25 protein-coding genes and 1 pseudogene are annotated in these 15,909 nt (G+C 46.6%); 11 read left to right on the top strand and 15 right to left on the bottom strand.

Annotated elements, in window-relative coordinates; all coding sequences use genetic code 11:
* Positions 1 to 145: 145 nt before the first annotated feature.
* The 10 genes and pseudogenes from DEALDRAFT_RS01265 to DEALDRAFT_RS16355 all read right to left on the bottom strand — a co-directional run.
* The gene (locus DEALDRAFT_RS01265; protein WP_040378253.1) at positions 146 to 712 is read right to left on the bottom strand and encodes a hypothetical protein; all 567 of its coding nucleotides are present in this window, start codon (positions 710 to 712) and stop codon (positions 146 to 148) included.
* Between the two features lie 131 nt (positions 713 to 843).
* Positions 844 to 1,767 (bottom strand): GerMN domain-containing protein, encoded by a 924-nt coding sequence (locus tag DEALDRAFT_RS01260; protein ID WP_008514098.1) that lies wholly within the window; start codon positions 1,765 to 1,767, stop codon positions 844 to 846.
* Between the two features lie 81 nt (positions 1,768 to 1,848).
* A complete protein-coding gene (locus DEALDRAFT_RS01255) occupies positions 1,849 to 3,072 on the bottom strand; it encodes a reductive dehalogenase (protein ID WP_008514097.1) in 1,224 nt (407 codons plus the stop codon).
* Positions 3,073 to 3,165: 93 nt separating this feature from the next.
* Positions 3,166 to 4,044, bottom strand: coding sequence for a DMT family transporter (locus DEALDRAFT_RS01250; RefSeq protein WP_008514096.1), 879 nt, complete (start codon positions 4,042 to 4,044; stop codon positions 3,166 to 3,168).
* Between the two features lie 68 nt (positions 4,045 to 4,112).
* On the bottom strand, positions 4,113 to 4,625 hold the full coding sequence (locus DEALDRAFT_RS01245) for a nitroreductase family protein (RefSeq protein WP_008514095.1): 513 nt from the start codon (positions 4,623 to 4,625) through the stop codon (positions 4,113 to 4,115).
* Positions 4,626 to 4,832: 207 nt separating this feature from the next.
* The gene (locus DEALDRAFT_RS01240; RefSeq protein WP_008514093.1) at positions 4,833 to 5,702 is read right to left on the bottom strand and encodes a CPBP family intramembrane glutamic endopeptidase; all 870 of its coding nucleotides are present in this window, start codon (positions 5,700 to 5,702) and stop codon (positions 4,833 to 4,835) included.
* A gap of 101 nt (positions 5,703 to 5,803) precedes the next feature.
* Entirely contained in the window at positions 5,804 to 5,944 is a 141-nt protein-coding gene (locus tag DEALDRAFT_RS01235; protein ID WP_008514091.1) for a hypothetical protein, read from the bottom strand.
* 12 nt (positions 5,945 to 5,956) lie between these two features.
* The gene (locus DEALDRAFT_RS01230) at positions 5,957 to 6,346 is read right to left on the bottom strand and encodes a DUF302 domain-containing protein (RefSeq protein WP_040378252.1); all 390 of its coding nucleotides are present in this window, start codon (positions 6,344 to 6,346) and stop codon (positions 5,957 to 5,959) included.
* A gap of 165 nt (positions 6,347 to 6,511) precedes the next feature.
* Positions 6,512 to 6,640, bottom strand: a complete 129-nt coding sequence (locus DEALDRAFT_RS17355; RefSeq protein WP_008514087.1) for a hypothetical protein — start codon at positions 6,638 to 6,640, stop codon at positions 6,512 to 6,514.
* Positions 6,641 to 6,709: 69 nt separating this feature from the next.
* Positions 6,710 to 6,805: pseudogene (locus DEALDRAFT_RS16355) on the bottom strand (helix-turn-helix domain-containing protein); the annotation flags it as partial.
* A 207-nt stretch (positions 6,806 to 7,012) separates the two neighbouring features.
* Between DEALDRAFT_RS16355 and DEALDRAFT_RS17040 the strand changes: the two are divergent.
* The 11 genes from DEALDRAFT_RS17040 (at position 7,013) to DEALDRAFT_RS01190 (ending at position 9,916) form a co-directional block, all read left to right on the top strand.
* Positions 7,013 to 7,192 (top strand): hypothetical protein, encoded by a 180-nt coding sequence (locus DEALDRAFT_RS17040; RefSeq protein ID WP_008514086.1) that lies wholly within the window; start codon positions 7,013 to 7,015, stop codon positions 7,190 to 7,192.
* Between the two features lie 55 nt (positions 7,193 to 7,247).
* A complete protein-coding gene (locus DEALDRAFT_RS17035) occupies positions 7,248 to 7,472 on the top strand; it encodes a hypothetical protein (RefSeq protein ID WP_008514085.1) in 225 nt (74 codons plus the stop codon).
* A gap of 24 nt (positions 7,473 to 7,496) precedes the next feature.
* Positions 7,497 to 7,709 carry a hypothetical protein gene (locus DEALDRAFT_RS01215; protein ID WP_008514081.1) on the top strand — a complete coding sequence of 71 codons (213 nt, stop codon included), beginning with the start codon at positions 7,497 to 7,499 and terminating at the stop codon, positions 7,707 to 7,709.
* Positions 7,710 to 7,736: 27 nt separating this feature from the next.
* Positions 7,737 to 7,892 carry a hypothetical protein gene (locus DEALDRAFT_RS17050; RefSeq protein ID WP_008514079.1) on the top strand — a complete coding sequence of 52 codons (156 nt, stop codon included), beginning with the start codon at positions 7,737 to 7,739 and terminating at the stop codon, positions 7,890 to 7,892.
* Between the two features lie 88 nt (positions 7,893 to 7,980).
* On the top strand, positions 7,981 to 8,148 hold the full coding sequence (locus tag DEALDRAFT_RS16795; protein WP_008514077.1) for a hypothetical protein: 168 nt from the start codon (positions 7,981 to 7,983) through the stop codon (positions 8,146 to 8,148).
* A gap of 16 nt (positions 8,149 to 8,164) precedes the next feature.
* Entirely contained in the window at positions 8,165 to 8,461 is a 297-nt protein-coding gene (locus tag DEALDRAFT_RS01210; protein ID WP_008514075.1) for a hypothetical protein, read from the top strand.
* 15 nt (positions 8,462 to 8,476) lie between these two features.
* Positions 8,477 to 8,638 (top strand): hypothetical protein, encoded by a 162-nt coding sequence (locus DEALDRAFT_RS16790; protein ID WP_008514069.1) that lies wholly within the window; start codon positions 8,477 to 8,479, stop codon positions 8,636 to 8,638.
* A complete protein-coding gene (locus tag DEALDRAFT_RS01205) occupies positions 8,639 to 8,923 on the top strand; it encodes a hypothetical protein (protein WP_008514068.1) in 285 nt (94 codons plus the stop codon).
* Positions 8,924 to 8,945: 22 nt separating this feature from the next.
* Positions 8,946 to 9,236: a hypothetical protein gene (locus DEALDRAFT_RS01200; protein ID WP_008514067.1), complete on the top strand. Its 291-nt coding sequence runs from the start codon at positions 8,946 to 8,948 to the stop codon at positions 9,234 to 9,236.
* Complete coding sequence (locus DEALDRAFT_RS01195) at positions 9,217 to 9,594, top strand: hypothetical protein (RefSeq protein WP_008514066.1); 378 nt, start codon at positions 9,217 to 9,219, stop codon at positions 9,592 to 9,594. Before DEALDRAFT_RS01200 ends, DEALDRAFT_RS01195 begins: the two co-directional genes overlap by 20 nt.
* Positions 9,595 to 9,598: 4 nt before the next feature.
* Positions 9,599 to 9,916 carry a hypothetical protein gene (locus DEALDRAFT_RS01190; RefSeq protein WP_008514065.1) on the top strand — a complete coding sequence of 106 codons (318 nt, stop codon included), beginning with the start codon at positions 9,599 to 9,601 and terminating at the stop codon, positions 9,914 to 9,916.
* Between the two features lie 37 nt (positions 9,917 to 9,953).
* Here the strand turns inward: DEALDRAFT_RS01190 and DEALDRAFT_RS01185 are convergent, their stop codons facing one another.
* The 5 genes from DEALDRAFT_RS01185 to DEALDRAFT_RS01165 form a co-directional block, all read right to left on the bottom strand.
* The gene (locus tag DEALDRAFT_RS01185) at positions 9,954 to 11,504 is read right to left on the bottom strand and encodes an L-lactate permease (protein ID WP_008514064.1); all 1,551 of its coding nucleotides are present in this window, start codon (positions 11,502 to 11,504) and stop codon (positions 9,954 to 9,956) included.
* 255 nt (positions 11,505 to 11,759) lie between these two features.
* On the bottom strand, positions 11,760 to 13,172 hold the full coding sequence (locus DEALDRAFT_RS01180) for a solute carrier family 23 protein (RefSeq protein WP_008514063.1): 1,413 nt from the start codon (positions 13,170 to 13,172) through the stop codon (positions 11,760 to 11,762).
* Positions 13,173 to 13,442: 270 nt separating this feature from the next.
* A complete protein-coding gene (nagB, locus tag DEALDRAFT_RS01175; RefSeq protein WP_008514062.1) occupies positions 13,443 to 14,171 on the bottom strand; it encodes a glucosamine-6-phosphate deaminase in 729 nt (242 codons plus the stop codon).
* A 16-nt stretch (positions 14,172 to 14,187) separates the two neighbouring features.
* Positions 14,188 to 15,087, bottom strand: coding sequence for a hypothetical protein (locus tag DEALDRAFT_RS01170; protein WP_008514061.1), 900 nt, complete (start codon positions 15,085 to 15,087; stop codon positions 14,188 to 14,190).
* Between the two features lie 3 nt (positions 15,088 to 15,090).
* Positions 15,091 to 15,909 (bottom strand): LbetaH domain-containing protein, encoded by an 819-nt coding sequence (locus DEALDRAFT_RS01165; protein ID WP_008514059.1) that lies wholly within the window; start codon positions 15,907 to 15,909, stop codon positions 15,091 to 15,093.

Raw genomic sequence — 15,909 nt, 5'->3', positions numbered from 1 at the left:
ATTTTTTCCTCTATATAAAAGGCACGCTTATTTTGTTACCTTTGCAGCTTGGCTAACTGCGAAGCGTTATAACACAGTATAAGAAAAATGCAACACCGGGAACTGTTCCCAGTGTTGCAATACTTGTTAGCTTTCGGGCCCCACATTAGTCCAAGACCCAGCGGCTGTTTTCGTAAATCAGATGTTGTGTGATGGTGTCATGCTCTTCATAATTGACATAAGCGGTGCCGCGGACAACAATTCTGGTGTCCTCACGTTTTTTTACATCCAAATCAATGATATTTTCCCGGTCAAAAAAGGGAAAAGCAAAGTGCATCTCGTATCCCCAGGCCCACAGTGACTCTTCATAAAACTGCTTAAACTCCTTGTCCACCAGACGCTCCGAATAGTGCTCAATAAGGGTAGGCCGTACCTCATCAAAAGGGGTGGGCTCAACACCTAAGAAGCCGTCTTCAAAGGCGGAAAAAAAGATATCCAATGCCACAGCATGTGCCTGAATCACCATCTCCACCACTACTTCATCATCCGGCTGGTCGGGCACAGATGCTTCCTTTTGTCCGTTTCTAACACTTCTCTCTTCAGCGGTGCCGGATTCACCGGATGAGACAGGCTCCTCCACAACTGTTTCATCTACTCCATTGCGGCACCCTGCCACCATAAACAGCAGCAGAACAACCAACAATATTCCCACTAAAATTCCGCTTTTTTGCATTCAATCAACCCCATAGTTCTGATATCATATAGATGGATATTTTTCTCATTCATCTTTAGTATAAACAATTTTCTGCTAAAATATGCCACAGAAATGTTAACAGTCCGGACCAAAGTTGGCCCGGACTGTTATTATTCTTCCTCAATAAGTTCTTCATTGCGCTGTACCGGTGCATCCAGTATTACGTGCTCGATATTCATCGGTTCGCCCTCCACCTGCATCAGCACATCTTCAACTTCCGGAAATTCGGTGAGGGTATTAACAATGGAAAGGATGGTCATTGTTTCTCCCGCAGCACCTCCGGTATGTTCGGTGTGCATTTCCTCTGAGAAATTCACTGTGGCGGTATTTTCCGCCACGTCCACGTTCAGCACACTGACCTCAGCAGGGATGGTTGGGCTTAAATCTTCACGCTGGGGGCCGGCAATCAATTCTTCCAGCACAAGTTCAAGCTGCTGTGCAAATTCCGCTTCCTGCGGCAATGATATTTCCCGCTCCTCCGGCACAACGGCGGTGGCATCAGGACGGGCAAAATACAGTATCACCGTTTGCTGAACTGCCGGCGGAGTTATTTCTGTGGCAAAGGGCTCCATGAACCCGCGCCGCTCACCGCTGGGAGCAATTAGTTCTTCCCCCTCAGCAAGGATTTTCACCCGTTCTATTTCTTCAAACTGAGTCAGCGTGTTGACCACAGAAGCAATGGCCACCACTTCCGCCACACTGCCGCCAAAGTTCGTAAATTCTTCGCTGAAGTTAACCAGCAATGAATCATTTTGCAAAATAGTACCGTAAACCTCTGTTTCCTCTGGGATATTTGCGGTATAGCCCTCAGTCTCCGGGCCGGCAATTAACTCTTCCAACACAACCTGGTAGCGGTCCTCACCCTCACGGTAAGATATTTCCCGCTCTTCGGTGACCAGTTCTTCATTACCCTCGCTACCGTAATATAGCGTAACGTTTTCCGTTACAGCTTCGGGTTCCGGCTCCGCCTGCTGCGGACAGCCCACTGCCACCAGGGCCAGAACAAATATCAAAGCAATTATTTTGCGCACCATATTTCAACTCCCTTTACCCTTTGCCCATAGTATGGTCTTTTTCCGGACAAAAAAAACAAGGCCGGAATAACCGGCCCGTCATTATAATCCTTTTCTTGTCAAGGGGTTTATTGTGGGTCGCTCCCACCAGTATGCATCTTTGACATAACCGTGCTTCTCCCGCAAATGGGTGGTAATGTGCAATGCACAGCCGTGGGTTGTATCACAACGGACACACTCCATGCATTGTGACCATTCATAGCCGTAGGTAAACGGACATACTGCGATGCAGTTTATGCAATCGGCACCGTTTTGCTGCCAGAAACGCAGACAGTCGCTGGAACGGACCTGCCACTTTTTCACACCAGAATTGTTGTTCTCGCAAACCCCGCTAAAGGAGGGATTTTCTTTGGTGATGGCATTTGCCGGGCAGTGAACCGCACAAAGCATGCACTGATGGCAAAACTCAGTAAGGCCCATATTAATGGGCTGATCCGGGATTAGCGGCATATTGGTAAGTACCTTACACAAACGCACATTAGAGCCAAATTCCGGAGTTATCAAAAGGCCATGCCGGCCCACTTCTCCCAAGCCAGCATCAATGGCCAGCGGTATACTCATGGTGGTGTCATTCATGCAGGGAATGGCAACATAGCCCAGAGAACGAATGAATTCAGCCAAAGAAACAGCGGTAATCCCCATCCTGGAATAGCCCACAGCAACTGAGGTGCTTGCAGTTACTTCCGGCGATGTTTCAATCATCTTTGCATCCATGGCCACAGCTATGACAATGGCACGGTTAACTGATTTGGGGATCTCAAAAGCTTCTTCTGTTTCCCGGGGCCTTGGGGTATCGGCAAAGACAAACGGTTTGGAGAGATGGTCTTCAGAATAGACCCACTTCTCGTCTAATTCAGTCACGCCCACTAAATCTGCGCCATATAGTTCTGATGTTTCCTTAACCAGCTTTGTCAGCTTTTCCGGTTCCATCTCCACCGGATGCTCTGTCATGGGCTCCGGAATATAAAGCGGATCCCATTTAAGAAAGTGACTGTTGGGAAATCCGTATTCCCCTAAAATAAGGTTAACGGTATTGGCGCCAAAGTTAACAGCGTAATCCACCACAGTTCTGCCGGACAGATTGCGCATCATATTCTTTTGCGCACTGGCCTGCATCTTTTCAATCCATCCCATGTAAACCTTTTCTCCGGTGTCTTCTTCGCTCACCGTAACAAAAGCCTGCCTATGCACAGGAAAACGGCGGTACTCTTCTTCATTTACTTCGTATCCGGGACGCTCAACAACATATTGCTTACGAGGAATCAAAGCTCTCCCTCCCAAAGTTTGATGTACCAACGCCAAACTTTGTCTGCCTCTATTATAACTGAAACGTTGCTGTTATGAAACCGTCTCTTCTTTTTAGCTGCAGTCCCGCTCCCCGCTTTCAGGGACAATTTGGCTCTGTTTGGAGTAGTAATTGAGATAAGCGCCAAACAGCACAAAGGTGACTCCCAGCAGGCTGACAATGTCGGGAAGCTCCCCGAAGATCAGCAAACCCAAAAACATGGCGGTAATGGTATTGCCGTAGGCATAAATGGACAATTCCCCTGCCTCACAATAGCGGTACGCATAGGTCATCAAAAATTGCGCAATGGTGGCAGTTATTCCCACCCCCAAAAGGGCCAGAAACTGAAACAAATCAGGCATAACAAATTCACCGAAAATTAAAAAGGGCAATGTGGCCAGGGTAGTAAAGCCGGTAAAATAAAAAACTATGGTCTGAGGCTGATCTGTCAGGCGCAAATGCCTCACTGCGGCATAGGCCGCCGCCGCCAGCACCGCCGACAAAAGACCGATAATGGCGGGAAACAGCTCATAGTCCAATCCCGGCTGCACAATCAGCGACACACCAAAGAGGGCAAAAATTATGGCCACCCACTGGGGTTTGCGTATTTTTTCCCTCAACCAGAGAAAGGCCAGAATCAGGACAAAAAACGGACTGGTCTGATTTAGGATTACCGCGTTTGCCAAAGGCAGGTTGTCAATGGCATAAAAATAAAAAACCAAGGCCACAAAGCCAAAGAAAGCCCGGATAAACAAAGCTCTTTTATCCACGCCCCAAAAACTCCCCCTGCTTCTCAAGATCAAAAATGCGGAGACGGCAAAACCCACCACATTACGAAAAAACACTTTTTCCATGGTGGGTAAATCTCCGGAAAGCCGCACCAGAGTGGCCATCAGGGCAAAAAAAACAGATGAAGCAATCATAAGTAAAATACCTTTATTTCTGTCAGTCATCTCATCTCTCCATAGGGAAAGGCGCTTCAACCGGCGCCTTTGCTGTACTGTTTACATTATCAAATCGATTAACCGGATTTATTCCACCCGTCATAATGGACCCGCTCCGGTAAAAACCGGTCTGCCGGTCCTTTCTTTTCCGCAGGATACCCCACAGGAATAAGGGAAAGGGGTATCACCTCTTCGGGCATGCCCAGAAGTTTGCGCATTGCCAATACCCGCTCCTCCCGCGGGTACATTCCCAACCAAACCGTACCCAACCCACGATCCTGAGCCGCCAGCAAAATATTCTGGGTCGCTGCTGAACAATCCTGTACCCAATATCCCGGATACTTTTCCTCCCGCAAATCGCCGCAGACCAAAATGGCCATGGGCGCTTCCCTGATCATCCCGGAATAGGGGTGAAATTCGGGGACGGCATCTAAAATCTTACGGTCCCTGATCACCACAAAATGCCAGGGTTGTGCATTTCCTGCCGACGGCGCATTCATGCCTGCCCTGAGCAGTTCATACACCACCTGCTCCGGCACCGGCTTGTCCTTATATTTGCGAATACTGCGTCTTCTTAAAATTGTATCCACGGCCTACTCCTTTCACCAGACACAAGGACGGTTCCCTTGTCTGTTTTTTTTAATACCGGTAGTAAATTATAACGCTTCGCAGTTTGCGAAGCTGCTAAGGAAACCGGTATCGAAAAGCACGCGCCTAAGGTAACTGAATAAGCGTGCTTTCCTATTATCATAACCTATATGCTTCCTTATTTTCGTTAATATTTCCTTTTGATATTATCATCTTTTATAAATCACGTCATTTTGATACTTACGGGCAATCACCAAGGTAAAGGCCACCAATATGGCAGTGGTAACCAGGCTCCCTTCAGCGCCGAACCCACCGCCGGAAAGAAGCTGAGAACCTGCGGTTTCAATCTGGATTACTGAATGCTCAATCTGCAAACCGGAAACGGCAAAGCCAAAGATATTTCCCTGAAAAAGGTTCCAGGTAAAATGGATACCCATGGGCACCCATAAACCACCGGTCACTTCCCTGGCCACACCCAAGAGCACCCCAGCCAAAAGCAAATTAATAAAGGGCACCGGGCTTTGCAGCACGTTGCTGTTCATCAAATGAAGCGCCGCAAACACAACAGAGGTACCAACAATAGCCGCCTGCGATCCAAAATCATTTTTAATCAATCCATACCAGTACCCGCGGCACAACAGTTCCTCACCTACAGCCACAACTGCAAACAAAACCACAGAGAACAACAGCGCATCAATTACACCTGATTCCAGTGTAAAGCCGGTTACCTGCAGCCCACCGAGGGCCCAGATAACCATAAAAGCCGCCGTCATGATTCCTATACCCCAAATTGCGCCTTCCTTTCCCAGCCGCCAACGTTCTCTTTGCCGCCATCCCAATGACCAGCCCCGTTTTCGTTCAAATAAGTAATACATAATAAGTACGGCCCCAATATTCACAGCAGTGGAAATAATCAGCAGCAGCCTGTTAACCAGCGGCAGCTGCACAAATTGTGCAGGATCCATCTGACCGGACAGCACCGAACCCAATAAGCCCAGCACCATTACAGCGACAAAGGTCAGGACGAAGACAACAACCACAGTCAGCACAATTTTACCTGTAATCACTAAAATCTTCATAAGCACCCCCGGGTTTGAATATAGTAACCTTTATTCAAACCCAGGCCGATTTATGTAGGGCCAGATATTAAAAAAGCCATGGCGCTTAGTCCACGGCCTAATTAATCTCGTTCCAACTCAGCCAGCCTTTCCTCCAATTCCTCCAACTCCTGCAGCATGGCCGGTTTTACAGAGTGCTTGGGCATTCTTTTTTTCAAATCCTGTATTCGCTCTTTAATCTCTGCCAGTTCTTCTTTAGCCACAACATACAGCTCCTATTTACTTTCATCAATAATCCTGAGCAAAACTTCCTCAACATCCTCCGCGAAACTTTGCAGCTCCGGCTTATTAAATATTCCTGCCAGAGAACGGGGTTTAACTGTGCTGATGACTGTTTTGCCTTCCGTTACATACACATTAATCCGACAGGGCATCAGCAGGCTGACGGTCACTTCGATTTGCAGCGCCGTATGAGCATATTTTGCATTGCAGACCTCTATAATCTTAAGCGGTTCCTGCTCAAAGTTCTTTTCTGCCAACGTAGCCTGTACATCATGAACATGAAGCACCCTGAAACCGTTTGCCTTGGTTCTTTCAATGACAGCATCCACCGCTTCGCCAAAAGACTTATTGGTGACAACTTCAAAAATTGGCTGCAAGAACATCAACTCCTTAAGACTTGTTATGGCTATTATAACAGTCTTTTCACTGTTATCAAAACCACCGTAGTTGTAGACTTCTGCTTATAGTTTACATCCATAACCATTAAACAAAAACGGTCCCGGGAACGGACTTTTCTCCGTCCCGGGACCGATATTTGTTATCCCAGGTTATTTGTTTTTTAATTTCTCAACTTCAGCTTTTAGCTCCGCCACGTCCTTTTTCAGCCGGGATGCTTCCGCAAAGCCGGCTAAACCAAAAATAAAAGCAATGGGCGCCAGAAAACTAAGAGATTCCATAACTCTCACTCCTCACAGTACAGGATAAACCACCTGTTGGGTTCTTCGCCAATAGAGTGTTGATATCCTTTACTCATCCGGCTGATATTCAAGCAAATCACCGGGCTGACAATTAAGTTCGCGACATAATGCCTCCAACGTGGAAAAGCGTACTGCTTTTGCTTTGCAATCTGTAAGGCCGGGCATGATTAATTTATGCCTTATTTAATAAAAAATCAGCATGCAGAACATTAAACTATTAACAATTTATCTTCTATTAGCATACTATGATATCGCCTAATCATGACCTAGGCACAGACATTAAACAGCAACTGATTATATCACAGAATCTATACCCGTTGTCATATTATACATTAATCAGGAGGTGAACAAATGTCCAACCAAAGACAACAAATCCCCGGCGATCTTTTTTTGGCAAGCGTAATTAATCAAAAGGCGGTAAACCAAAACGCCCAGCAAGTACTTGTATTAGTTGCAGCACAGGTGTCCAACATCATTGAGGCTCAGTTTGGTTTTGCTACCAACGACGACAGCGATATCATTAATACGTAGCTTAATAGCCACAAATAAGTTTTCGCTGTCACAACCTAAGAAAGGAGCTATATGCATGAGGAGTTTCGCGTTTCAACATCAGTACGGCAAAAAACCCAGACACGCCCACCATATCATACCTGCAAATGCCGATGTATTTCAGGCCTATGTGATTAACCAGAAAGCAGTTAACCAAAACGCTCAGCAGGTCCTGACCATCGTTGCCGCTCAGTTATCTAACATTATGGAGGCCCAGTTTGGCTTTGCAACCAACGATGATTCAGATATAGTCGGCACGTAAATCTATGAGAAAGGAGCATGTACCTTGAAAATCGGGTTTAACAAAGGCGGCCTGACCATCGACGGGAAAAAGTTTAATCCCCTGGATCTCAGCGTAGACGGTCACGGAATTGAAACCGACGATAATCTGCCAAACGCAGAACCTTTTGAGTGCCTGGAGAACTTGTCCTCAGCCAGGGGCGAAGGTGCCACCAGATTGGATCAGATTAGGGCGCTACGCAGCGTCCTGCGCAGATAAACATTTAAATTATAAGGAGGAAATAAAATGCCAGATGTATTTTTAGCCAGTGTTATAAATCAAAAAGTAGTTAACCAAAATGCTCAGCAAGTTCTTGCTTTAGTTGCAGCTCAAGTCTTAACCGTTATGGAAGCTCAGTTCGGCTACTCTACAAACCTGGATAACGACCAAATTAACGCATAAAAGTCCGGGTCCCCTGTTGCCCCGGCAACAGGGGACCTAGCCATATTTAAGACTTTTTTGGCACCAATCTGCAGAGGAGGCTGTACCAATGACTGAGAAATTAAATGAATCTAAGCAACGCTCAGGCCATGAACATGTTCATATGCAGGCCGATATTATTGATCAGTTAAATACGAACCAGCAGTCCAACATGACTCTATCAACAGGGTCGGTTATCACACAGACCGAATCTTTGGTTAAATTAAATGTCACTTGAGAAAAGAGGCGTGTATATGACAAATTGCAATAATGATGACTGGATTGTCATCAAGCGAATAAAGGGCGGTAAATTTCCGGAAACAAGAATTGATAAAAACGGCAACGTCTTTATTGACGGCAAGCTCTATGACGAAAACGATACCCGCTATAGGCATTTTTCTGTAAATGCCGAGCGCCATAATAAAATCAGCAACGGTGAGGAAACGAGGAAAATGATTGAGATGCAAAAGGAATCCCAGGAAGGAGACATAAAAACCGTCAGTGAAAACAGGGATAAAAATAAGTCTGAATCAACAACAGTTAAGTTTTAAAAGAGGTGGCTTAGTATGAATAAAGCTAAATTTAAGTGCGGAGGCTATGAGGTTGATTTGGCCTTTTCACAAAAAGATTGCTCCGGGTTATTAGAGCAGCTTTATGATCTTAGGTTAAGTGAAATGACCAACGAAGAAAAAACAGAAAAGTTGCAAGAGATTTTGAGGGATTATTAGATGAACAGAACCAGAAAAACATTTGTCAGCAACCTCTCTAATCAAGCCAACATGAATAGTACTGAAACCAGTGAACTGTACCAACTGAACGTGGTAATTGCCATCGGGCTGGAGCATCTTGATACCAGTCAGCAACTCCGCTTAAAAACTCCCCTGAGCATTTCCGTCAATCGTACCGGGGAGCTGGACATCAGCGGCCTTGATGGGGTTACTGTATCAGATGATAATATTCGCGTCCATGCAGACCGTAAAGTCACTAAAAGCCCTGATCAAGACATGGAGTAACAGGAAGGGGGAACAACAGGATATGAGCAAATGCTGTAATAAAAAAAATAACCCTAAAACCGGGCAATCATTTAATATACTTGTAAACGCTTCAAATCAGGCTAATCTGGCCGATGTCAAAGATCTCAACACTCAGCAAATTAACTCCATTTTTCTCTTGGTATCACCATACTACGTTGAGAAGTTTAATATGGAAGGCCTTGATCTGGAAATTAAAATTGACGACGACGGAATCCTCTGGGTCGGCAATCAATGCTTTGAGCCCATAGAGGTTGCGAGAGGAGTTAAAATCATTGGCATCAGTAAGCGATAAAAAAGTAACCTGCAAAGTATGTGGTGATGCAAATATTTTTACTATCAGTATGGCGGTAAACGTTTATTGCGAATGTACAAACGGACATTCCTGGCGGGAACCGTACCAGGACCAGGGCGGTATGTATTCCCGGCCCCATAAACCGGTCCAGCGCCTGGAAGACTTGCTTAACCCTAATGAAATCACGTTGTACCAAAAATTAATTACTGAAATTACCAGGGACATGAAATACTATCAAACTGCCGACCCGGCAGACAAAGCCAAAAGGCTTTCGGAAATTTGTCAAGCAGATAGCAAAGAAATTTACATTCTTTTTAAGAAAATCACCATGTATCAAAACATCATGAAGGGAGGTTAACCCTGTGAGACGCAGAGTATATTCGACCACTTCCTTTTATGAAAAAGAAAATAAAACTACCGTCCAGCAAGAAGCACCTTTACAACAACCTGCCCAGGAAGACTCCGTAGGTGCAGAAGCTATAGACCAGCCTCAGCAACCTATCCCGGACGCTGGGGAAGTTTCGCAACCGGAGATTCCACAACAGGCACCAGCACCGGAACCTGAGCTGGTGCAAGAAGAGCCCAGCCAACCAAAAGCTTCTGGCAACCAAGAGATCACGGCAGAAATCGCTCTTGAAAAAATGCTTGCAATTTATGCCAAAACAAAAAAGAACAACTAAAATCCAACAACAGGCATGGGAATGCCTGTTGTTTTTCTTAAAAAATATAGGTTGCCAAACCGGCAGCAATAGTTAAAAACAGACAGTATGGTAGAGTGCGGGCTAACAGTGTCTGCTCATCCCCGTTGTTACCAATGGCCGATGTGCCCAAAAGGATTTTGGCCGGGGCAATGGAGCTGGCCACAGATGCGGCTGCAGTGTGGCTGGCCACCAGCAAAGTGGGCGCAAAGCCAAGGTTAAGGGCTGCCTGATGCTGAAAAAGGCCAAACAGCAAATTGGAATTGGTATTGGAGCCGGTGAGAAAAGTGCCCAGCAATCCAAAAAACGGGGCCAGCACCGGGTAAAATGGTCCCGCAGCACGGGATACTCCCAAAGCAAGAATGGTGGTCATCCCCGAATCATTCATAATCATAGCCGTAGTTACCAAAACCAGCAAGGTGATTATGGCAGGGGCGGCCAGGCTTATGGTCCTTTTAAACACACCCACCGGAAATACCGGCGCACAATTTCCGCGACAACGGTACAAAATAAAGGTAAAAAGCGTGGCCAGGAAAATGGCCGTCCCTGGATGCCGCAGACTGATACGCACAAATTCCGGCTCCGCAGGAACAAGAAAACCTAAGGCGGTGGAGGCTTCAGTAAAGGAAAAAGAAAAACCCACAGTGTCTAACGTATCACGAATCGGATTAGCCTGAAATAGAATTGCTGCTACACACAAAAAACCATACGGCGCAAATGTATCAAACACAGAGAATTCTGCCTCGCCTCCTGCCGGCTCCTCTGTCTTTTTAGGATTGTCAGGCAAAAAAGCATCCACCAACAGCAGTGCACCCGCACCGGCCAGTCCCCCCAGCAAAGCGGAGAGCTGCGGGACATTTGCATAGGCACTGGCATAAAACACCAAACCCGCCACCACCCCCGCCACCAGAATGTACACCGTTCCTTCTCGCACGCCTTGCCAGCCGTGATACAAATGAGCAACAATGAAACCGGTTAGGGTAAACATCAAAGTAAATTGGGCCGCCAGAGCAAACGATAGCTCCGCAACAGGAATACGGGAGGCAAGGGCCAATGTAAACAGGGCCACACCCAGCGTTCCGTAGGTAACAGCCCAGGCATGTCCCACCAGGGTCAGTGCCACCGCCATAAACGGTGATAGGCCGCCGATTATTAAAAAAGGCGCCACCAGCACAACGGGGATACCAAAACCAATAAATCCTTCCATAAACCCGGCAAAACACCAGGCCAAAAACAGCACTTGGAGCAAAGGCCGGCCTTTTAGAAACAACAGCCGTTTGCCCATGGCCTCCATGATGCCCAACTCTGTTAGCAGATTATAAAACAAAATAGCGGTAATCAGGATAATGCCGATAAACAGAGTAAACGCAACACCTTTTCCCGTCATGGACAAGAGCATGGCAGCGCCCACACCGAAAAAAGAAGGCGCCAGTACAAACGCCAGAAAACATGTCAGCAGCGCGGCGTGCAATAGAGACCACCGCATGCGCAACAAAGCTACCGTAATGGCAATAAGCGGCAAGGCAGAAAGAAATATACTAAGGGTATTTACAGGCAATGAAGTTTCCAAAATACAGTTCCACCTTTCCCAAAACAAAAGCTGCTTTTAAGCTGTAAGTTTCATTTTAACAAAAAAGTTGTTTATTGAGTATGCTTTTTTGGTAAGAAAGGCACGCTTATTCGGTTCCCTCAACGCGTGCTTTCAATACCGGTTTCCTTAGCAGCTTCGCAAATTGCGAAGCGTTATAATTTCCTACCGGTAGAACAAAAGAGAACTCGCTCTTTTGCAAAGCGAGTTCTCTTTGATTTAGTGTTACTGTCGGACTTATTCGCCCAAAGACTGGCTGCTGGAAACTTGCACCTGTGTGTTGAGGTTTTTCTCAACCTGAGTTTCAGTAACTTCCACTTCCTGGGCAGAGTATTTCTTCTCAATGAGGAAGTAGAGGGCTATACCGGCCAACAATCCCCAGCCTGCACCGTAGACAGCAAGTACAACGGCCATCAGTCCGGCCACACCGCGCTGTGCCTGGGACTCAATAATTTCTGTTCCCACCATGATGCACAAGAACCCGGTAATCATCAGCGTCAGCGACAAAGCAATGGGCAGCACCGGCTGGAAAATACTTACCAGCGGCAGAATAAACAGGGCAATAAAACCGGCAATCCAGAAAGTACCTGCACCACTGTAGATGGAATCCATTGCCTTGCGACCGAATTTATAACGCTCGGCCACAACCGCAGTTACCGCAGTCCAGATGGGACCGGCCAACCCCGGATAGGGAGCCAGGAAAGCGTGCATAAAGTTACGGATAGAGGTAATGATGTGAGTCCGGTTAATGTCCAGATCAATCTTCTCGTCCTGTCTGAAATCATCAGCCCGGCGAATCAGCGTATGTCCCACAATAATATCACCAAAAGCAATAATATAGGCGATAATGGCGGTGGGTACCGCAAAGAGGAAGATATCCAGTCCCGGGAAACCAACGGCAAAGGGCAGGTAATTGAAGTACTCGGAAAATGCCATATTGGTAATCCCCATCTGAATGTCCGGTAGCGGGTATTCGCTGACCATCCAACCAATAAACATGGCCACCACTAAAGCGGGAACCATACCATAGTTAGCCAATGCCTTGGCAAACTTGTTAGACTTACGCCATTCTTTAAAAGACTCAGAGAATATCAGATATAGAGCAACACCTGTCCCGGCGATAATTGAATAAGGGGTTGCGGCCAAACGGCCCACATTGCCGCCCACTTCAAACTCACCCATGATGGCTGCAATACCGGCACCAATGAGAATCCCGGCCTTCATAGAAACGGGTACCAATTCAACCAGCTTGCCACCTAACTTAGTCAGGCCCAAAAACATAAAGATAAAGGCCACAATAAACTGTAGGGCAAACAAGGCACGAATTGCTTCCGGCCCCGGCTCAAAGTTGCCAAGGAATAATACTACCACCGGGATAGCCGGCGTAATCCAACCTGGAACCAGAGGGTCCCCCAAAAACGTCGGTAACATAAACCCGATACCACAAATAAATACATAAGTAAGTGCAATTTCATACGGCAAACCCAAATGGGCTGTCAGCAACGGAATCATACCCAAGCTGGTAACAAACATTATCATTGCCTGGAAAAATTCCGGCCAAGACCACTGGTAATGAATACCAGGTACACGAATCTTAAAAATACCCGCTTGCAAAAATGGTTGTTCTGCTCCGTCCGGACGATTGATCATCTACGAATTCCTCCCTTTAAATAAAGTTCTGCCCAACTTTACCTAACCCCAAATGATACCTAAACTGCCTCACCCCTCCACTCTGTAATAGTCTGTTAATAAAATCTGAACAGATTATAACACAATTTTCTGATAATTACAAATAATTTTTCTATTCTAAATTTTAAGATAAGTCCTTCTCAAAAATAGAAGCTATTAAATTATTTAAAATCGTCAAATATAACGAAATACAATAAAATAAACCCCGCAAATCTGCAGGGTAGTAGAAATCTAGGGTAATAATGCCGCCGCTTCTTCATCGAGAATTAACGTTACGTCCCCATGGAGCTGGAGAAAAGAAGCGGGCACCCGGGTGGAGACGTTGCCGCTTACCGTATCTTTTATGGCCTGAGCCTTTCCTTTGCCGCTGGCCAGAAGCAGGATCTTTTTTGCTTTCATGATTGAGCCCATACCCATGGTGACGGCTTTTTTAGGGACTTCATCCCGGGAAGCAAAAAAGCGGCTGTTGGCTTCCACCGTTTCTTCGGTTAAGTCTACCACATGAGTGCCGGCGCTTAAAAACTCATCGGGCTCATTAAAACCGATATGTCCGTTTCCTCCGATGCCCAGAACCTGCAGGTCGATGCCGCCGGCAGCGGCAATTTGTTGATCGTAGTTCCGGCAGTAAGCCGCCATATCACTTGCCTGACCCCAGGGAATATGTACATTGTTGGGGTCGGTATTGATATGGTTGAAGAGATGATGATGCATATAATGGTGGTAGCTTTGGGAATGCTCGGGATCCAGGCCCAGATATTCATCCAGGTTAAAGGACTGAATGCTGCTAAAATCCAGCGTTCCTTCCCGGTGCATCTCTACCAGACGGCTGTACATTCCTTCCGGGGTAGATCCGGTGGCCAAACCCAGAACCGAATCATTTTTTAAGATTACCTGACTGGCCACAATGTCGGCAGCCTTCTTGCTCATCTCCCGGTAATCCTCAACAACAATAATTTTCATTGAATCATCCTCCCTGTTAAAATATCTCCTCTTTTTCTTCTGTGGTTAAAAATAGCTTCATAGCCTCATCCCGGGAAAGGCTGGGGGGAGACTGCAGGAGACATTCTTCTGCTGCCTTGCGGTTCTCCACGGCTTTTTCTTCCATGGCCCTGATTTTTTCCGGAATGCCGCTTTGCTTAACCATCTCTTTAATACGGCCAAAAATGTCATGGCTGCCCCAAAGAAAATCCGCTTCGTGCAGAATTTTACTGGCCACCATGGCTTTAAAATCCTGAAATTTCAATTGCTCCCGGACCCTGGCGGTATCCTTGATAATGGAATCAATCTCTTCCCTCCATGCCGGGCTCGTCAACAAACGGTATTTTTCCCGTTGGATGGCAGCATCCAAAACTGCCACCTCTTTTTCAGGCAAACCCTCCACCACCACTATAATATCCAGATCCGATCCTTTAACCAGTTCCCCCGTGGAGATTTCTGGGCGGGGCTCCACATGGGCCATGCCGTAAACCACATCTCCAGCTATCATGAAAGCAGCAGAGTTTTTTATCTGCTCCCTACATTCCAGACCGTCCACCAACTGCTCCATGGATTTTTGTGCCAGAGAAAATTTCTCTCTGCTTATCCGCGCCAACTCAATTTGCAGTTCTTCTGCCCTGGCTTCAACTTCTTGTACCTGGTCTGCTGTACCCAAAACAGTATAATTATAGAACTCCCGCATAATTGAGGGAGACAGACGGGCATATTCATCCACCCGCATGTCAAGCCTGAGGTAGCGTCTTCCCACGATACGGCTGAAAATCTGCTCTGAGCGGCGGCAGGCCGCCCAAAGGGAAAGGTCTTCCATGGGCACTGCCCTTAAGAGTTCCTTTCCCGTCAGCGGGCCACTGTCCTTTAGGACATCCACAATCTGTTTCATGGCTTAAGCGAAGTCGAAGTCCAGTATTTCCTGGACATTTTTTGATTTTACAATCTTTTGGGCAGGATAATATCCCCGGGCGGTACTGTTGGGGTAAAGAAGGACATTTTTACTAAGCAGGGTACCGGGGGTTGTAACGCTGTTACAGCCCGTTTCTACTCCATCACCGAGGATGGCCCCAAATTTTCTCAGTCCCGTTTCATGGCTGACACCTGCGGCGCTGACTTTTACTGCCGAACCGGTAATCTTCAGGTTGGCAATTTTTGTGCCGGCACCCAGGTTAACCTTACCCAGAATACTGTCGCCGATATAGGCAAAGTGCCCTGCTTTGCTTCCTCCCAGCATAACGGAGGATTTAATTTCCGTGGTATGGCCCACCACACAGTTATCCCCCACCAGGACCTGGCCGCGGATATAGGCTCCTTGCCGAACCTCGGTATTATTGCCGATATAGGTGGGGCCGCTAATGTAGGCACCGGATTCTACCACGGTTCCCTGTCCGATATAAATAAGGTCATCCATTAAAACTGAGCCCGCATAGATGATACTGGCTCCTGCCAGTACTGCACCGTCTATTAGTACCTGAGGCTTCTTACCCGATGTGTCGATGGCAAACCCGCTCTCTAAAACCCGGCCTTCATAAAGGACCACCGTTTTGTTAATAAAAGTCTGGCCCTGACGGATATCTGCCACATTACCTTTAACTGTTGTTTTAATATATTCAGGGAGCTTTTTTAATGCGTCCCATACATACTGACAATCATTGAAGAGAGATGCAAAGGGACTATCCTGAAGCTCAAAAAAGTTTTCCGGTTTTAGCAT

Source organism: Dethiobacter alkaliphilus AHT 1 (assembly GCF_000174415.1).
GTDB classification, from domain to species: Bacteria; Bacillota; Dethiobacteria; order Dethiobacterales; family Dethiobacteraceae; genus Dethiobacter; species Dethiobacter alkaliphilus.
Note: the sequence above shows the minus strand (reverse complement) of the source record. Positions and strands in the feature narration are given on the sequence as shown.

What these genes read in the sequence shown, in the direction of transcription:
- DEALDRAFT_RS01260 (WP_008514098.1), bottom strand. Translation starts at nt 1,767, where the DNA reads ATGGTGCGCAAAATAATTGCTTTGATATTTGTTCTGGCCCTGGTGGCA.
- DEALDRAFT_RS01170 (WP_008514061.1), bottom strand. Translation starts at nt 15,087, where the DNA reads ATGAAACAGATTGTGGATGTCCTAAAGGACAGTGGCCCGCTGACGGGA.
- DEALDRAFT_RS01240 (WP_008514093.1), bottom strand. Translation starts at nt 5,702, where the DNA reads ATGAAGATTTTAGTGATTACAGGTAAAATTGTGCTGACTGTGGTTGTT.
- DEALDRAFT_RS01230 (WP_040378252.1), bottom strand. Translation starts at nt 6,346, where the DNA reads ATGTTCTTGCAGCCAATTTTTGAAGTTGTCACCAATAAGTCTTTTGGC.
- DEALDRAFT_RS17355 (WP_008514087.1), bottom strand. Translation starts at nt 6,640, where the DNA reads ATGGAATCTCTTAGTTTTCTGGCGCCCATTGCTTTTATTTTTGGTTTA.
- DEALDRAFT_RS16795 (WP_008514077.1), top strand. Translation starts at nt 7,981, where the DNA reads ATGACTGAGAAATTAAATGAATCTAAGCAACGCTCAGGCCATGAACAT.
- nagB (WP_008514062.1), bottom strand. Translation starts at nt 14,171, where the DNA reads ATGAAAATTATTGTTGTTGAGGATTACCGGGAGATGAGCAAGAAGGCT.
- DEALDRAFT_RS01200 (WP_008514067.1), top strand. Translation starts at nt 8,946, where the DNA reads ATGAGCAAATGCTGTAATAAAAAAAATAACCCTAAAACCGGGCAATCA.
- DEALDRAFT_RS01250 (WP_008514096.1), bottom strand. Translation starts at nt 4,044, where the DNA reads ATGACTGACAGAAATAAAGGTATTTTACTTATGATTGCTTCATCTGTT.
- DEALDRAFT_RS01165 (WP_008514059.1), bottom strand. Translation starts at nt 15,909, where the DNA reads ATGCTAAAACCGGAAAACTTTTTTGAGCTTCAGGATAGTCCCTTTGCA.
- DEALDRAFT_RS17050 (WP_008514079.1), top strand. Translation starts at nt 7,737, where the DNA reads ATGCCAGATGTATTTTTAGCCAGTGTTATAAATCAAAAAGTAGTTAAC.
- DEALDRAFT_RS01180 (WP_008514063.1), bottom strand. Translation starts at nt 13,172, where the DNA reads ATGATCAATCGTCCGGACGGAGCAGAACAACCATTTTTGCAAGCGGGT.
- DEALDRAFT_RS17040 (WP_008514086.1), top strand. Translation starts at nt 7,013, where the DNA reads ATGTCCAACCAAAGACAACAAATCCCCGGCGATCTTTTTTTGGCAAGC.
- DEALDRAFT_RS17035 (WP_008514085.1), top strand. Translation starts at nt 7,248, where the DNA reads ATGAGGAGTTTCGCGTTTCAACATCAGTACGGCAAAAAACCCAGACAC.
- DEALDRAFT_RS01205 (WP_008514068.1), top strand. Translation starts at nt 8,639, where the DNA reads ATGAACAGAACCAGAAAAACATTTGTCAGCAACCTCTCTAATCAAGCC.
- DEALDRAFT_RS01265 (WP_040378253.1), bottom strand. Translation starts at nt 712, where the DNA reads ATGCAAAAAAGCGGAATTTTAGTGGGAATATTGTTGGTTGTTCTGCTG.
- DEALDRAFT_RS01210 (WP_008514075.1), top strand. Translation starts at nt 8,165, where the DNA reads ATGACAAATTGCAATAATGATGACTGGATTGTCATCAAGCGAATAAAG.
- DEALDRAFT_RS16790 (WP_008514069.1), top strand. Translation starts at nt 8,477, where the DNA reads ATGAATAAAGCTAAATTTAAGTGCGGAGGCTATGAGGTTGATTTGGCC.